Raw genomic sequence first — 17,524 nt, 5'->3', positions numbered from 1 at the left:
GTCATAAACTACCATTTATTTTCATCCCACTTCCTTTGATTTTCAAGCTGATTCCTTTGTACAATCATTCAAGTAGAATCATCCTACAGTGATATTTTAGCTACACAAGTCATAGATTTATCATACAAAAACATCAGGTAAAGTCAGGTGATTGATCATAAAAACAATAAAAAGCTTTCTTTTCGTTGTTTTAGGTTTTCTTTCATTTGGAATCGGTGTCGCCGGTGTCGTCATGCCTGTACTGCCAGGCGGCCCCTTTTTCTTATTTGCCGCCTTCTGTTTTGCCAGAAGTTCCAAACGAGTGGAAAACTGGTTTAAGGGCACATCCTTTTACACGGAATATGTGGTACGAATCCCGGAAAATAAAGGGATGACGAGAAAAGAAAAAATTCGTATTAACGTTATTGCCGATGCCTTTATTCTATTTTCCATCGTATATGTGGACATCCTGCTTGTGAGAATCACCATGATTGTCCTTTGTATCATTAAACATTATTACTTTATCAAGGAGATCCCAACCATTACCCTGGAAGAGGCAAAAACCATTCGAGCTGCACTGCGTAAGCGGCAAATGACAAAACATACAAGCTGAAGGCAAAAAATGCCCGGTACTCAAAAAACGATAGTCTATTTGAGTGCCGGGTATTTTATTCAGGTGACCAGTGTGAAAGCGTGGATGAACTCATTGATCACAAAAGCCATTTTTTATAAAAAAAATGGCTTTTTGGCAGAATATATTTTTTTAGCTTACAGGAGCAGCATTTCCTTATACGATTTATCCATTTGTATTCCCCTCTTCTTTTTTATTATTTAAAGCTTCAAAGAGGAGGATGATAAAGGCTACTATTACTGCAAGGATTACATTGCTTTTTTGGTTTAAATCAAAAATTAACCCAATGGTATAAAATGCAAGAATCCGTATAAGCAGTAAGATAAGATGATTAAATATATTTACTCTTCCCATAATATGTTCTACCAATACTGATAATAAGCTATCGATAGTATATAAATAAATCACCAGAGAAACAGTAAGAAGCATGAGTGTACTTGTGCTAATGTCTAATGAAAATATTGTGTTAACAATGTTTGTTGAACCAAACAACGCAAACAGCACTAATCCGATGACTGCCGTTGGGGCTAATGCCAGTATAAAAGCAGTTGCCATAACAGCGAATATCTTTCCTTTTTTCTTTTTAATTTCTTCTTTTTCATTTTTATATATCCATACCGATAGTAATAAAAATGAAATGATAAATACAGCTATTGTTGGTATTATGATTGTCATATGCACACTCCTAAATCATGGTGAATGTACGCCGCTACCTTAATTTTGATATTATCATAGATTCGCCGAATTGAATTTAGCTTATATTTTTTTAGTCTTTTAGTATTATGTCTTCTTCATTCTAAGTAGTAAAAATGAAGCCCAATTCTACTAAACTTGAGTGAATTGGGCTTCTATATTTATTTTTTCGTTGGATAAATTGCCTTTAAAGTATAAATGTAACTATAAAATCAGCAATAGCTTTAGCCACGTTTCGCGGTATACCAGCTTCTTCAAATGCAAGTTGTAATCCAATTCTAGTACCTGACTCTAGAGTATCAAGTGCATCAATCATTTTATTACCATATTTATCAACCCAACCTCTAATAGTCTTGGAGGGAATAAGGTTGTGGTGATCAACCACAAATTTTACAGCATTTTTAACTGCTCCAAGTCTCCACTGAAGATTAGGTTTACCAGACAGTTCCGCCTTTGCACGTTTACTATACTCATTTAATTCTTCTTTTGAAACATTATCTTTTTCTAATATACTTTCTAAGGAATTGCTAACCTGTAGTGATTCTGATTGTGCCAATGACTTTGATGCTGCAGCAACATTTGAAAGTGGAATTGAAAGCATAATAGTCGCTATAGCAGCTGCTAAAAATTTTTTCATACTTAATTCCTCCCTTAAAAATATTTTCTATGATTCTCACACATTCTATTTTACAGAATAAACCATGGTTTTAAATGGTATATTATTACTCTTTTTTACATTAATGTATTTTATTTAAAGCTGAGGAATATATAAATGTAAATGATAAAATAGTTTATTAAATAAATATTTCAATATAACAAATGATATGTAAAACTTATAATCGAAATAAGTACTAGTATAAATGAATTGGTTCGCATGGATCAGGTGATACAGCAACATATCACCTGTTTTTCTATGTTAATGGCAATTACGATTGATACGTCACATGATTACAGTATTCTAATTTAATCCTACTTAAACTTAACAATCTTGGTTCACTCTTTAAGAACCCCACCCCATTCTTCAACTTCCCCGCTTCAAACTTTAAGTTTCACCGCCCAAACTTCAACTTTCATAAACTGACCCTTGTCCCAAAAACCCTTACACTAACCCTACCGCGGAATAATCCAATAGAGGCGCATTTATAGAAAAGAGGCTGTCGTGCCCGTTCAAGAGGAATTTAGTCACGTGTTAGAGGAATATGAGAGAATGATTTTTCATTTCATCCATAAGTATGGCATTCGTGATCCGGAGAATGAATTTTATCAGGAGGGTGTCATTACGTTATGGAAGGCTTACAAAAGCTATGATCCTGCAAAGGGAAAGTTTTCCACCTATGCGTACTTTTTAATTCAAAAGACGTTTCTTACCTTAATTCGCAAATCGAATCGCCAGGCTGAGAAGGACCAATATTATATAGAAGTTAAATCAAAGGACTTTCATGAGGTTGCAGAGGAACTGGATACAGGCTTTGACCCGTATCTTTATGAGCAAATTAAACAAGTCCTTACTGAGAATCAGATGAAGTGGTTTCAGGGATTTGTGCTGGAGGATTTATCGATCCGAAAAGGAAAAGGTCACGATCGATGCAGTGAAAAATTGGGCCAGGTTAGCGAAGCCCAAGGTGAGAGAGCTGCTGCAGAGTGAGAAGATTCGATAAGGAAGGGTACCCGATGCTCAAAAGGACAATTGTCTGTCTGGAGTACCGGGTACCTTTGTTTTAATCCCCCTGCATTCCCTGTAAACAACAACTCAGAGCATCCGAAAACCTGGATGAACTTAAAATATTCATAGATTCATAAAACGGCATGCACGCCGTGGCGATCCCTCCCCCTCAACTAGATAATAGGTTGAGAAAGGGAGATTCTGGTGAATAGAAAAAAATTTCGTCGTGTATTTGGTTTCTATATGAGGCAGGCTAGAGAAAATCGTGATTTATCGGTTGATCATCTGGCTCATGAGGCAAACGTTGATCGCAGAACGATTCAGCGGATTGAAAGTGGTGAAACAAGTCCTAAGCATGAAACCGTGTTTAACCTGGCGTATGCTTTGCAGATTGATATAAATGAAATTCACCATCAGATTATAAAGGACTCCAAACATTCTCCCCCACTGGAATAGGAGTCTTCTGGAATGTCTACTCGTGAGATCCACCCCCATATCCGCAGCTTACTCTCCGCATGTGTTCTCCCTTATCCCCACAAAAGGAGCATCCCCTATGACGAACATTTTAAATGATTACAGCATCAAACCCTCCACCATGGCCCTATTACCCACCAGACATTTCGAGTACGATACCCTTGTAATGGAACAAGAGCAAGAGTTTTATGTAAGAAAAACCCCCTTGCAGCTAATTAAGAAAGCCTGCCTGGAGGCAAGATCTTCCTATGATGGCCGGCGGGAGTACATCATGTATAAGACCAATTTCCGGCATAAAGTCCCCATCCCTGTAAATCCTTCCCTTCAAATTTACGCCTTCCCCACTCGCTCTCCTCAAGACTTTAATTGTAAGTGGATTTTCTTCCAGCATATTCAGTCGCTTCAACACGCGCCTTCCATAAAATCATCCAATGAGAAATCTATTATTACTTTTAAGAATGGGCAAACGCTTGGGATGGGTGAATCTTATTATTTGCTGGAGAGGCAGATGCAGAGGACGGGGAGTTGTGTGTTGATAATGCGTGAGGGAATGAATCAACCTGTTGCAACATCATAATCAGTGTTTCATTTTAATTATAAGAAAAGCAATACATGTATCCCTCTTCAAATAAGTTTTAATTAAGTAAGTTATGTACCACGACTATTATCTATAATATTAATGAACATATTTTTTAATTAAATAAATGGAGAATCATAGTCAAAGATTCAATTCTATAATTTATTAATACTTATGATACGGTTCACCGTAACGTTGGATAGGGTAAATAATAATACAAAAAAGGGTAGCTTTATTAAATTGCTACCCCCCTAATTATATTTCATATGATGACCTCATAATTATTAAAGAATAAGGAAGTTATAATTAATTAAAATACAACGAGTCTTTACCAATTCGCATAGTATAAGAATCTCCATCTATAAATTCTTTAATTTTTTTATCTAGTACTTTTTTATTAGGCTCAGATAATTTTGCGTAAAGATTTACATTTATAGCTTCCATTATAGAATTAAATATTACAACACTATAATCAAAAATTGTTCGAGCAAATTTATGCATGTCAAAAAGAAAATTATCTTCTATCTCATGTTCTATCCCTAATCGTTCTTGGAAATCTTTACTAAAATGCGTATAAGAATCAGCATCTTTGTAAGGTATCCATAATAAATTAGGGTTCTTACCAGACGGTGAGGATGAACCGATTCCTTGAAAATAATCTCTATGTTGTAGTGCATCACGAATCTCATAAACAAAATTAATAAAAACTTTCACTTCTTTACCCAATAAATAACTAACTAAATCATTGTTGTAATGCTTAACGCTTTTCAAAAAAGGAATGGTTTCTTTACGATTATATACCCTTATGGATAAATCTTTCGGATGTTTTAGCTCAATACTATAAGTATCCTTAATAACCCCAGCAATATTCTCAAATGAACCTGTGAGTAACATTATAAAGTATCCTAAATGATATATTGTGTCATCTATCGTATCGTTATTTGGCGTCTTATAACAATTGAACTCTATTTCATCAATAGATTTGCAAAGAAGATATAGTCGATTAGTTAGACTACTATAATAGCTATGTTGCAAACCCGTTGAATCATTAGAAGGTTTTGTATTAACACGATTTGGTTCAAACAGCTTAGAAAATTTGCTCATTAATCTGTAATTATAATATATTAATTGACCTTTGATTTGATGATTAAAGTTAACATAAAAAATTCGGTGGTGCACTAACAAAATACGAATCTCTTCAAAAAATTGATTTATACTGACCTTTCTAATATTTCCTTCTCTTCGAGTTAAGTATGGGTCAGTTTCATCCATAATAAAATAGTCAGGAACTATATGATTAATAGTCTGCATATCAGGTACACTAATTTGTCCGTTATTATAGTTTTTATTTTTCCAATATTCTAATTCACCATTGAGTACTATTAGCTCATAATCTTGTGTAGAAAAAAGTATTGTACTACCATTTAAGTGCTTTTCTTCATATTTTGGAATTGAAATCTGGTGCTTTTCAGTCAAAGCTCTAAATTTATCATTACTGTTTTTGTATGGTAAAAGTGTTAATTCTATAAAAGATAATCTTGCCAGAGAAAATAATTTAGAGATTTTCACCTCATATTCTTCAATATAGTCATTAAAATATTGTGATTGAATTATAATTTCAATCTTATTCTCTTCACTTGGGACCCCTCTATCAAATAGATTTTCTTTTCGCCTATACACCATTTCTCACTCCATACTTATTTTTATTCAACTAGTTTATATTTAAATTATCTATTATAGACTGTATAGAGTTATCTTGGATTTTCACATCAGCATCTTGGTCAAAGTAATAAGAAACCATTCTTACACCATCCTGGTCTAATCTATTATAAAAGTAACAAGCATTAACCTGTGTATTTGGACTTGGCATCAATCTGATAAACGGAAGTAATACCAACGGTTCATAAGCATCTTCTTCAAGTAAGTATAAATTATCTATATCTAACCCATTTAAAACTTCAATATTCTTCTCAATAAATGTATTTCTTGTTCCTTTTAACAATTTACAATTACAATGGTATAATCCAGAACTAAAATGTCCTGTGCCTGGTTGAATTAGTTGATACCCCTCATAAACATCACCAATAATTTTTCTTAGAGAATGTAATTCATTTTCTAATAAGACCAATCTATGTTTAGCTTCATTACTGCTTTCAACTCCACCATGACCTTTCCAATCATTTCGGTATCCATTCGTCTTCCTCAAGATATTATATATTTGCTTAGATGAAATCATTTTTATAAAGCCTTTTCTTTTGTGTTGGAACAATCTTAAGCACTGCTCTGGCGAATCTTCTAGTAATTGTCTTAATTTTTTTGACATATTTTCACCAATGTGGACCCATGTGCCAAAGGTAGCTCTAGTTATTTTACTTGCATCAATATCATAAATATATTTTTCATCCAAGTTACTGCCATTCTTTGAATATGCACTTAACATTAATACAACTTGGAATTGGGCAAATGCTTCAAAGAAGTGTAACAAAAATTCTTTCTTTGAAGTAACATCCTTTATCGCATAATATTTATACAGAATAGACGCTAAAGGAAATGGCAATGTTTCTATCCATTCCGAGAATCCCTCTTCTCTATTTAACTTTTCTACTCTCTTATTTAACTCTTCATAACTGTTCGGATAATTCCACGCTTTATTTTCAATGCTGTCTAATTCATTTCTAAACTCATCAATCTTAGATTGGATGTTTAAAATTCGTTGTTGTATGCTTTTTTCGGGAAGATATACACTTGTTATCAGTAAGCTTTTTTTATTAATTCTTTTTATAACAGAACCACTCATCAAGCTTTCTCTAACAAGTAATCCCAATTCCGTATTAAACCATTTAGCCAAATAGGATGCATTAACATTATCGTTTAATATAATTTGATAATAATTTTGTGGTTTAATTTTCATTTCTTGTTGATTGTCTACTACATCCGATAAGCCTATACTAGGTAAATAAATTGTGTTCACCTGATGTTCGAAGGAATTATTCTCTTTTTTTGATAAGCTATTTATGCTAATTACTAGATTAGTTAAAGGTACTGTATTAAGATTACTTTTATTGACAAGTCTTTTTATTTCTAACTCTTTTTCTATTTTTACATATGAAGTAAATGATTCACAATCTACTAACTTACCATTTTGAAGTACTTTACTTTCTTTTCGATTTTTCCAATTTTCTACTACTTGGTCTAAGTTTTCACTTTTTAATTCACTAATAAACAAATCATTGAATTCTGTGTGGCGTAAAATTACTAAGTAGGTTCCGATGCCTGTATTGGTTAATGTTCCAGGGGGAAGATAGAAAGCAGCATCCAAATGAATTCCTTGCCTTTCTAGTATTGGTAAAATGAAACTCCCCTTTTCTCTCTTGAAAAAGTTTTCTGTAACAACAAAAGCCATATGGCCATTTTCCCTTAGCAAATAAGATGATTTTAAAATTAACAAATGGTTTAATTCATCATTAAATTTTTGATTATCTATTTCTGTTTTAACCCTATAACCCAATGGGGGGAAACTACAAATTAAATCAAACTTATCCTCATTATAGTTATCAAGGACACTTAATGGGTCACCAGTTTCAATATGATGCTTATCTTCTTTTAGCATTAAGTTTGTAATCTTAGCCAATATATCACTTTTACTAACCAGAGTGCTATTTTTCACATGGTTAGCTATTACATCTATCAATTCACCGTATACATTCCATGGGACTAGTACATCTACATCTTCAGTAATTGCTTTTTTTATAAACTGAGTAATTATTTCAGGAGCAATTACTTCGTTAGTAAAGCGAGTGGATTTCTTTTGTATCTCATAAATATCCTCATATTTTAGTTCCACGTTATTTTCAAGCCCTGTAAGAATTAATTCATTTATATCAGTTCCAATAGATTTGTTATTTGTATTATTTAATCGATACAATTGTTCTAGCTTACTATTCATTCATAGCGCCTCCTATATATTATGTAATAATTAATTAGAATTGTTTTTATTACCTCCAATGTATATCATATAGTTTAGAAAGAAGGTTTATATATATGTCTTACATTACATACGGAACTACTACTATTCATTACTGCCACTATAAACAAACTAGAAAAGACGTTAAAATATCAATAGACCTTGTTAATGGAGTCGAAGTATTCGCACCAGAGAGTATTGATGAGGCAAAACTAGTTCAAATCATCAAACGTAAAGCACCATGGATTTCTCAAAAGCTCCTGGAACTTAACGAAGTCAACACAACAGTTCAACCCAAGGAGTTCGTCAGTGGTGAAAAACTGCCTTATTTAGGTCGTTATTATCGACTCAAAGTATATAAAGAACCAGTACCAAACACTTCGTTTCAATTTAAACAAGGACGCTTTATAGCTACTGTTCCTCGTGAATGGTCTCAAGAACGTATCCAACATCAACTTGAGCAAAAACTGATTGAGTGGTACCGACAATATGGATTTAAAAAAATTAATGAGCGAGCAAAAGAGTACCAATCCATGCTAGGTGTTAAACCTCGTTCATTGCAGTTAAAAACACAACATAAACGATGGGGAACGTGCACCCCAAATGGTGATATCTATCTAAATTGGCGCATTGTGATGGCACCCTTACGAGTAATTGATTATATTATCGTGCACGAATTAGCTCATTTAATTGTTCCTGAACATAACGATAAATTTTGGCGCTTAGTCAGAACGAATCTTCCTCACTATAAGGAAGCAAAAGAATGGCTGCGAGTAAACGGTTATTCAGTAGCAAATCTATTTATTTAATTCTTTGTTAATACTATTTATTAATATAGAATTAATGGTTGAAGTAAGAAACCATAGCATTCTATATAAATCAAAGATGTTAAAGTTACTTATTGAGATGTCTCGCATGTGTGCTATCCTATTTCTTAAATCAAACCCAATATTGTCTCTTTTCAACAGAAAAAACCTTAGCCAATTTACTTGGTGCTGCCCAACTAAACTTTCGATTGGACTTTTCTCATCAAGCAATTTAGACATGGTATGCTGTTCAATATTAAATATTGCATCTTCTTCATAATAAACAAATAGTTCTCTTAGGATTCTTTCAATTAATGTTATAACATAAAAAGTGGTGTTATAGATTAAGATATCTTGCCTCGTATTATCTGATTCATATATCGTGGCTATAGCACTTTGCAAATAGTTCATTTCTTCGCCTAGTTCTAACGTAAGTTGTAGTTCAGAAGATAATACTTGAACATTAAATATTAATACAGAGAAAAATCCATCTATTTTGTCTTCTGCTAACCAATAAGCCACATTTACTGATTGTTTGTCAATAAATTCGTGATTCATTTGTTGTCGACTTAAAGTGAAATAATCATTAGTATCAGTTGGTGACGAAGCCATATCGATAATACTGGGCTCAATCTGGTTATTAAATTCTTCTAAGACTGATGCCCATAATCTATTACTATCAAATCTATGACTTAACAAGAAGACTTTATCCATATCATGCAGTCTTGCTTCTTCGGTTTTTTCAATTAAATTCATGTATTCTTTATTCGATATTTCATATTCGTGAACTTGTCCATGATTCTCCAGGTAGTCATTTGACAGTTGTTCAAGCCTACTGTATATTTCTTTTGATTCGTAATAATTTTTGTTCTTTATAATTTTTAATGTGCGTGTCATTACTTTAAAGTTATTCACGAGTCCATAAGGTGGTTCTCCCTCTACGAATGAATCATATTCATTTTTTATAAAAGAGAATAATTTATTGGCCAGTCTTTGTGAAAGTCTACTTTCATTTAGTCTGTGAAAATTAATACATAGCTTACACACATCTTCAAACCTGTAATTGACAAGTTTATTAAATGGTACATTTTCATCGAAAAGATTCTCCATTAACCCTTTATTATGATTTTTTATTATTGGATAAAGAGATTCTATGTTATCTATAAAAAAGATAATGTGCTGTTGTAGTAAGTAATTAGTTATTTTCTCAAAGTCTAATCCTTTATTAAATTTAAGAATGTAATCTAAAGTTCTTTCTTTTAAACCTTTTCTAATATACTTATCTTTATAAGATAAAATCTCGTCATAACGCTCATTAATAAATGTAATTATTTGCTTATTCTTATAATCTAGTCTAAAAGCCGAAGCATAGTTTATTATATTTTTAATAGTTGCATTGTGTGGAGGCTTAATAATATCAACAAATTCGTCGAAACTTTTTACAAAATCTAAAAACAGTAAATCAATATAATCATCTATATTGTTTATTACTGTTTTTTCTTTGGCTGTATAATAACTAATAATCTCCGTGGAATTGTCCATTAATTTATGAATATTGTAGCCCGTACTTAAATCATTTGGTCCATAATTAATCAGCGTAAAATGACGTTCTTCACTTATAAATTTCAATATATTCATCCAGACCACCTTTTATATTTTAAAAAAGACATAACACCTCTTCATGATGTTATGTCTCTCTTGTTGAATGAGTTATTGTTTATAATGTATCTCACCCAGTTCCATTAATTGCCTAGCCACTTGTTCAACTTGCTTATTAGGAACTGAGCTTGCTCTAAGTTGTTTCTTCAATTTCTTTCGCATTTCACGTTTCACGTCTTCTTTGTCTATCCAATCTATCACTGCATTGGCTTGGATAATATCTGTGATAATCTCAGTTAAATCTCTTAAACTTTCTTGTTCCATGTCAACTGGAATTTGTTGTTCTAGTAACTGATAAAACGGTAACTGCTTGGCATCCTTTAGCCCAAACGATTGACTTTCTTGTTCCATGTCCATCATTTCTTCTCTCATGGCATGGTATTCTTCTAACAGTTCTTCAATCGTTAATTGGCGTGCTTTACGTTGTTCGATTAGTTGCTCTAATCGTTCTCTTAATGAGGTATATTTGACTGGATTCTCATCTAACTTAATTCTTATTTCATGCTTAATGGCATGCTCCATTTCAGCTGCTTTTGCTTCTGGTGTTTTCAGTTCATCTAGCTTCTCATCAAATTTATTTGTTAGTATATTTACTGGCTCAAAGAGAATCTCAGGTGTAGATGCATAAACATACTCCTCAATGAGTTCACGTACCTTTCCACCACAATCGGATATATCCATCGTACCATCATCAACGTAGTAACGAGACTTTGCTAGTTTTCGAACTTTACCTAGCCATTTCAAGTCATCAACATAGGCTTTCGCTTTCGGACTAGGCATCACCATATCCATGCTTTCCGAAAACTTCTTAAAGGCGGTATCAAACTTATTACGAACATCTTCTGGTTCCAGCACCTTCAAACAAGCTTCAAGGTTACTCTTATTAATATAATCAAAGAATTGCATCACTCGTCGATGACGAGATTGTAATCTTGGTAATTCTTCATCTACATGATGCATGGCCCCTTTAATATCTTCTTCATGGAAAACACCCAATGCTTCTTCTAAAAATTGCGATACACCATAATAATCAACAATTAATCCATGTGTCTTTTTATCATACGTTCGGTTCGTTCTAGCAATGGCTTGAAGTAAGTTATGTTCCTTCAAAGGTTTGTCTAAATACATCACTTGTTCAATCGGTGCATCAAACCCTGTTAACAATTTATCGCATACAATTAAAAAGGCTAATGGGTCTTCACCTAATGGTTTCTTAAAGCGTTGGATAAGTTCTTTTTCCTCCGCTTGTGATATGCCATATTGTTTCATTTCCTCCGAATCGTTATGACCACTTGAAATGATAACTGCTGATTCATAATCACTTAGTTCGTCCATTAATTTTTTATAAGCAACAGCTGCTTGACGAGATACAGAAACAATTTGAGCTTTAAATCCGTTTGGCTGAATATGTTGCTCATAATGCTCTATTATATCAAGGACAACGGTTTTAAGACGTTTAGGTGATGATGTTAATGCTTCCTCAGTAACATATTTTTGTTTTATTTTTTCTTTATCTTCATCTGAATAATCACGGAAGAAACGGTCAAATAACGTATCAATCGTTTCGCCTTGAACATGTAAATCAACCAATCGAGCTTCGTAAAAGATAGGAACAGTAGCACCATCTTGTACCGCTTTTTCAATAGGGTACTTATCAATATACGTTCCAAACGTTCGAACCGTACTTTTATCTTCTTTGTCAATTGGAGTTCCAGTAAACCCAATATATGTAGCATTTGGCAAACCGATGCGCATATTCATTGCTAGTGAACTGTACTGAGAACGATGCGACTCATCGACTAACACAATGACGTTGTCTGAACTCGTCAGTAATGGGTATTTCTCATCTTCTTCAGTTTGGAATTTCTGGACTAAGGTCATCACCGTAGAACCTGGACCTTGTTGTAATAACTTTTGGAGTTCTTCTACAGACTCCGCTTGTTTCGGGTTCGGGAATCCACACCGTTTAAAGGTAGCAGTTATTTGCGTATCTAAGTCTTGTCTATCCGTCACAACAACTATTACTGGGTTTTCTAACTGTTTCAAACGACGTAATTTCATTGATAAAAAGACCATAGATAATGATTTACCTGACCCTTGCGTCGCCCATACAACCCCACCACGAGCTTGTGGATGTTCACCAATTAGGATTCTTTCTACTGCCTTATTCACAGCTCTATACTGTTGATAACGAGCCATTTTCTTAATCACTCGACCATCTTCTGGCTCATAAACAATAAAGTTTAACATAATATCAAAGAGTCTCTCTTTATCCAATATTCCTGTAGTTAAAATATCTTGGGCTGTTGGATTCCCACCTATGTCCTGAACGGATAAAGGATACGGTTCTTTCCAAGCACTATAGTGTTGAGCTTTAGCGCCAATCGTTCCCACTTTTGCACGGTCATTACTTGTCGCAATGACAAATTGATTGTAATGAAAAAGTGATTCGTTTTCTTGTTGATAGCGACGCAACTGTTTGACCCCTAGTCCGATTTGTTCATCAGGTGGTAAAGCTGGGCTCTTACATTCAATGATGACTAATGGCAGTCCATTCACATAAAGCATGATATCTGGACGAATCGTGTCATTCGCATGAGTAAAACTGAATTGACTTGTAATGATAAAGTCATTGTTTTTAATGCAGTCAAAATCAATCAGCTTCACCGTCTGGTTTTTTCGTCCACTCCCAACATCCTGCTGAACCGATAACTGGTTAATGAGCAGCTCATGAAATTGTTGGTTCGCTTCCATTACACTTGTTGCTTCCATATGTGTAATGGTGCGAACAACTCTATTTAAGTTGTTTTCATTAATCCATGGATTCAACCGCTGAATGGTTTCTTGTAGACGTTCTTTTAAGACAACCTCTGTTTGAAATGAGCGTTCCTTATCTAATTCCGTTCCATGAACATATGTGTAGCCAAGCTCCTGAAGTTGGTCAATCATTCGATTTTCCACTAACGTTTCTTCATTCCAAGCTTGCGCTTCACTCATGACGGAACCTCCTCATTTTCATTAATTGGGACACGGACTTTACCTGTTAAAAGTTGTTGCATAAGACCTTTCTTAATTTCATTTAGTATAGTTAGCTTATTTAATTCTGTTTCAATTTTCTTATGATACTCAGATAAAATATTTGAAATTTTAATCTGTTCATCTTTAGGGGGCAAAGTAAAATTATAAGTTTTAATATCATCTGCTTTTACCGCTGGATAATTACTACCAGTCATATTTGATATTAAATAGTTTACAAAACGGTCTGATAAAATAACTTGGTATAAAAAATCTGAATGGCATTCATTTTTACTTCTAAGTACTGCAAAACCAGTAGAACAAACAGTCTCATTGTATCTTTCATTTATATATGCAAAACCTCTTAAGTATGGTCTCACCGTTGAAACAATAGTATCACCAGTTTTAACTTTTCTTCTCGCCCTACTAGGAGCATCTTTAAACAAGTATCTATTTGTTCCTGTAATATTGTTTTTCTCAATTGAAGCAATATCGATATAATCCAATTCGTAAAAATCATCTGTTTTGCTAGATAAGTTTTCTGGATTAATCTCCACAACATCTTCAATAAAAACTGTTTTCCAATTGCTAGGGATTTTTCCGAAAGGTGAGTCCTTAAATTCCGTATGCCCAATTCCCTTCGTCAACAACTGTTGCATTAATCCTTTTTTCACAGTCTCTGTTTGTTCGATGATTTGTTCTGTTTTTTCGATTGCTTCATCAACAGACGAGAGGATTGCTGCGATTTTTTGCTGTTTTTTAATAGGTGGTAACAGAAGAGTCAGGTTTTGAATATCTTTTTTAGCTAGATGTTTTACAGTTGTTGCAGGTGTTAGTGCTTCTATTCGTTTTAATTCACTATGCATTCGATAATAGATAAATTTATTGTCAATTAAGTTTTTATTGCTTGATTTTATTTTAGCAACTCGTTGATTGAGTAAAGATTTAGGTCCTTTCCACCTAACTATATTAAACTCTCCATCCATTCCAATCAGTACATCATTCTTTTCAATTAAATAAAGCTCATCATACTCTCCAGAATATTTTGTTACTGGATTATGTGATAGCAAATCTCTAATTCTGATTAATGGTAAACCATCGGAATCATTAAATTTTTTTGAACTAAAAGCATAACCAGTTAATATGTCTAAGTTATCTCTTAATGATACCTTATTCCAGTCAATAAGCTTACTCACCATACCCCAACTCCTTCAAATACCCATACATCTTCTCTTCAATCTCAGCACGCTCTTGCTCTAGTTTTCTCAAATCTGTTAAAACTGATTGAACGTCAATTTCTTCTTCCTCTTCTGTTGTATCGATGTAACGGGCAATGTTTAAGTTGTAGTCATTTTCTTCAATTTCTTCTAGACTAACCACTCGACAATATTTCTCTTGGTCTTCCCATGCATCATAAGCTTGAACGATTTTCTCAATGTCTTCACTACGAAGAACATTTTGGTTTTTGCCTTCTTGATAATCTTTTGAACCATCCAGTATAAAGATTTTTCCTTTGTATTCATCTGCTTTTTTTCGATTCAAGATTAAGATACAAGCTGGGATACCTGTGCCATAGAAAAGATTTGATGGCAAACCAACAATAGCTTCCACTAAATCTTCTTTTAACAACCCTTCACGAATTTTCCCTTCTGCAGCCCCACGGAATAACACACCATGTGGCATAACCACTCCAGCTTTACCTTCATGGTTTAACGTAGACACCATATGTTGAACAAATCCATAGTCTCCAGCATTTTTAGGCGGAATACCAAAACGGAAACGTCCATATTCATCGGCTTCAGCTTCTTCTCTTCCCCAGTTCTTTAATGAAAATGGTGGATTTGCAATGACTCGGTCATACAATAGTAGTTCTTTATCATCACCTAGTAGCTTTGGCTCACGTATCGTATCTCCCCGTTCAATTCGGTGGTCGCTTAAACCATGTAATAATAGATTCATCTTACAAATCGCCCATGTATTTAGGTTTCTTTCTTGTCCATGTAAGGATAAATTACGTGGGTCCCCACCCTGTGATTTGATATAGTCCACTGATTGAACAAGCATACCACCCGAACCAACTGTAGGGTCGCATACCCTCATCTTTTCTTCTGGTTTAATCAGGTTAACAATCAGTTCTACGACTTTTGTTGGTGTGTAGAATTCGCCACCTTTTTTTCCAGCATCATCGGCAAACTGTTTAATTAAATACTCATAAGCACGACCTAACATATCTGGTTCCGATAGATTCCCATTACTTAAATCAATGGATGAAAAATGTTGAACAAGCTGCATTAATAGCTTATCAGGTAATTTATCTTTGTCATTAAAATCAATATTAGCTAAAACACCATCCAATGATGGATTTTCTTCTTCTAGTGCTTCAAAAGCTTTGTTAATGGTATTACCGATATCTTGCGTTTGAATTTGAATATGTGTCCAGCGAGCACGTTCTGGAACAAAGAATTGGTGTTCATCACGGTCATACCATCCATAATCATCATTTTCTTCACGTTCGATTTCTTTCGCAGTTTCGATAAAAACATCACTTAATCGTTTTAAAAACAACAAACCAAATATGTAATTTTTATAATCAGATGAATCAATGCTTCCTCGTAAGATATTAGCTGATTGCCATAAATGTGATTCTAATTGTTGTAACGTCAACTTAGACATTGCTTTACCCCCATATATTTCTTTTTAACTATATTACAAATATATCAAATTTAGGTTTAAATAGATAGAATCGAGATTGAATTGACAGATAATTCCCCTATAAGAATAAAAATCATGCAAAAAATCCAACCCCAAGTTATGTATGGATAATTTTCAAATGAAATTGTTTGCTGCCCACCGCAAGTTGTTGTACACATTCTACTTACTCTTAATTGGTGTGACACCACAACCACTTAGTAGTATTTGTTTCTCACTAGAGTAGTTAGTTCACTAGTTACCATCTGCTGCATCTGATTGTAAGTAGTACGATATTAATGCTACCTCTATTTATTAATAGTTACAGTAGTCACTAATTGGTTGTAGTTTTATTGTACTTTTTTCTTAAATAGGCTAACCCTCTACTGACACCTGCTTTGACAGCACCTTCAGATACTTCATATTCATGGGCTATCATTTTGTAGGTCTTTCTTTCTCTATAACTACCATCCATATACAAAGCATACTGTGGGTTACGCTCTTCTTTAACTTCCTTTATCAACTGACAGTAAGATTTATCTCCTATTGTTTCTCCATATTTGTCTACGATTGTTCTATGGTGAATATCATTAGCTGGCATCCTCATTAAGGTTTCATCCTCTACAGGTATGAATCTCCTTTTATACTTCTTCTTTTGCTTGGCGAGTCTATATTTGGGAGGGATGTAACTATACGATTGTATTTCCGTTAAGTACCAATGCTTTATTTTAGAAAGTAACATTTTTTTCGTAAACATAATAAATTTCCATTCTACATTGTCTTCAAGCTCAATGTCAGCCATTTTAGCTTTATTAGTATGGTAGAAGCTGAAGAACCCCTTCACCATAAAATACGATTCACTTAAAGCATCATCCATATAATGAGTAAAGCCTCCATTGTATATATCATGTTCATTTTGCATTATGGCATTATGGATAAGATATTGCACAGCAATGTTTGAAAATATTGCATCATACTCAACATCTTTCTTATCTTTTGAGAATGGACCTGAATTAAATACTTTGGCCAAAGCAAGCATTTCTGATTGTGAGATTTCTCTTGCCGCCCTTTTCACTCCAAAGTCTAGTAGTACTTTATCAAGCTTCCCTTTTATTAGTTGTTGTTGTAGAAAGAGTAATTTATTTTTTGGAGTTTCGTCTTGTAAGCTTATTGGTCCATTCTTTGATACTTTTTGATGAATACTCAACAACTGCTTAATAAAGTTTGTTAATTCCTTCATGAAAATATCAGCAACTTCATTGAATTTATCGTCATGAACGTTCATTATTTATACCTCCTGATTTCTTTTTCTTCAATGAAAGTATATGTATTTACAAAACTATAGTAAAGTATAATATAAAGTTTACCTATAACT

Annotated in this window: 14 protein-coding genes; 5 read left to right on the top strand and 9 right to left on the bottom strand. The window is 33.7% G+C overall.

The window, feature by feature from the left end:
* The first annotated feature begins 151 nt into the window (after positions 1 to 151).
* On the top strand, positions 152 to 592 hold the full coding sequence (locus BMX63_RS05375) for a YbaN family protein (protein ID WP_245732725.1): 441 nt from the start codon (positions 152 to 154) through the stop codon (positions 590 to 592).
* 183 nt (positions 593 to 775) lie between these two features.
* Here the strand turns inward: BMX63_RS05375 and BMX63_RS05370 are convergent, their stop codons facing one another.
* Both BMX63_RS05370 and BMX63_RS05365 read right to left on the bottom strand, forming a co-directional pair.
* Positions 776 to 1,285, bottom strand: a complete 510-nt coding sequence (locus BMX63_RS05370) for a hypothetical protein (RefSeq protein WP_093132744.1) — start codon at positions 1,283 to 1,285, stop codon at positions 776 to 778.
* Between the two features lie 205 nt (positions 1,286 to 1,490).
* Complete coding sequence (locus BMX63_RS05365; protein WP_093132742.1) at positions 1,491 to 1,940, bottom strand: hypothetical protein; 450 nt, start codon at positions 1,938 to 1,940, stop codon at positions 1,491 to 1,493.
* A gap of 522 nt (positions 1,941 to 2,462) precedes the next feature.
* Between BMX63_RS05365 and BMX63_RS05360 the strand changes: the two genes are divergently transcribed.
* The 3 genes from BMX63_RS05360 (at position 2,463) to BMX63_RS05350 (ending at position 4,017) form a co-directional block, all read left to right on the top strand.
* On the top strand, positions 2,463 to 2,948 hold the full coding sequence (locus BMX63_RS05360; protein WP_093132740.1) for a sigma-70 family RNA polymerase sigma factor: 486 nt from the start codon (positions 2,463 to 2,465) through the stop codon (positions 2,946 to 2,948).
* A 222-nt stretch (positions 2,949 to 3,170) separates the two neighbouring features.
* The gene (locus BMX63_RS05355; protein WP_093132738.1) at positions 3,171 to 3,422 is read left to right on the top strand and encodes a helix-turn-helix domain-containing protein; all 252 of its coding nucleotides are present in this window, start codon (positions 3,171 to 3,173) and stop codon (positions 3,420 to 3,422) included.
* 97 nt (positions 3,423 to 3,519) lie between these two features.
* A complete protein-coding gene (locus tag BMX63_RS05350) occupies positions 3,520 to 4,017 on the top strand; it encodes a competence protein ComK (RefSeq protein WP_093132736.1) in 498 nt (165 codons plus the stop codon).
* Between the two features lie 306 nt (positions 4,018 to 4,323).
* Here BMX63_RS05350 and BMX63_RS05345 read toward each other — a convergent pair whose 3' ends face one another.
* Both BMX63_RS05345 and BMX63_RS05340 read right to left on the bottom strand, forming a co-directional pair.
* On the bottom strand, positions 4,324 to 5,697 hold the full coding sequence (locus BMX63_RS05345; protein WP_177167192.1) for a hypothetical protein: 1,374 nt from the start codon (positions 5,695 to 5,697) through the stop codon (positions 4,324 to 4,326).
* A gap of 31 nt (positions 5,698 to 5,728) precedes the next feature.
* The gene (locus tag BMX63_RS05340; RefSeq protein ID WP_093132731.1) at positions 5,729 to 7,963 is read right to left on the bottom strand and encodes a type I restriction-modification system subunit M/S; all 2,235 of its coding nucleotides are present in this window, start codon (positions 7,961 to 7,963) and stop codon (positions 5,729 to 5,731) included.
* Positions 7,964 to 8,058: 95 nt separating this feature from the next.
* On the opposite strand from BMX63_RS05340, the gene BMX63_RS05335 reads away from it, so the two are divergent.
* A complete protein-coding gene (locus BMX63_RS05335) occupies positions 8,059 to 8,790 on the top strand; it encodes a M48 family metallopeptidase (RefSeq protein WP_093132728.1) in 732 nt (243 codons plus the stop codon).
* Here BMX63_RS05335 and BMX63_RS05330 read toward each other — a convergent pair.
* The 5 genes from BMX63_RS05330 to BMX63_RS05310 form a co-directional block, all read right to left on the bottom strand.
* Positions 8,779 to 10,425, bottom strand: a complete 1,647-nt coding sequence (locus BMX63_RS05330; protein WP_093132725.1) for a hypothetical protein — start codon at positions 10,423 to 10,425, stop codon at positions 8,779 to 8,781. The genes BMX63_RS05335 and BMX63_RS05330 overlap by 12 nt on opposite strands.
* Positions 10,426 to 10,497: 72 nt before the next feature.
* A complete protein-coding gene (locus BMX63_RS05325) occupies positions 10,498 to 13,443 on the bottom strand; it encodes a type I restriction endonuclease subunit R (RefSeq protein WP_093132723.1) in 2,946 nt (981 codons plus the stop codon).
* Positions 13,440 to 14,657 (bottom strand): restriction endonuclease subunit S, encoded by a 1,218-nt coding sequence (locus tag BMX63_RS05320; RefSeq protein ID WP_177167191.1) that lies wholly within the window; start codon positions 14,655 to 14,657, stop codon positions 13,440 to 13,442. Before BMX63_RS05320 ends, BMX63_RS05325 begins: the two co-directional genes overlap by 4 nt.
* Positions 14,650 to 16,134 carry a type I restriction-modification system subunit M gene (locus tag BMX63_RS05315; protein ID WP_093132719.1) on the bottom strand — a complete coding sequence of 495 codons (1,485 nt, stop codon included), beginning with the start codon at positions 16,132 to 16,134 and terminating at the stop codon, positions 14,650 to 14,652. Before BMX63_RS05315 ends, BMX63_RS05320 begins: the two co-directional genes overlap by 8 nt.
* A gap of 349 nt (positions 16,135 to 16,483) precedes the next feature.
* Positions 16,484 to 17,434, bottom strand: coding sequence for a hypothetical protein (locus BMX63_RS05310; protein ID WP_093132717.1), 951 nt, complete (start codon positions 17,432 to 17,434; stop codon positions 16,484 to 16,486).
* Between the last annotated feature and the right edge of the window lie 90 nt (positions 17,435 to 17,524).

Origin of the sequence: Salinibacillus kushneri (assembly GCF_900111405.1) — a bacterium.
In the GTDB taxonomy this organism is placed as follows: domain Bacteria; phylum Bacillota; class Bacilli; order Bacillales; family Alkalibacillaceae; genus Salinibacillus; species Salinibacillus kushneri.
This window is presented reverse-complemented; position numbering and strand designations above follow the sequence as displayed.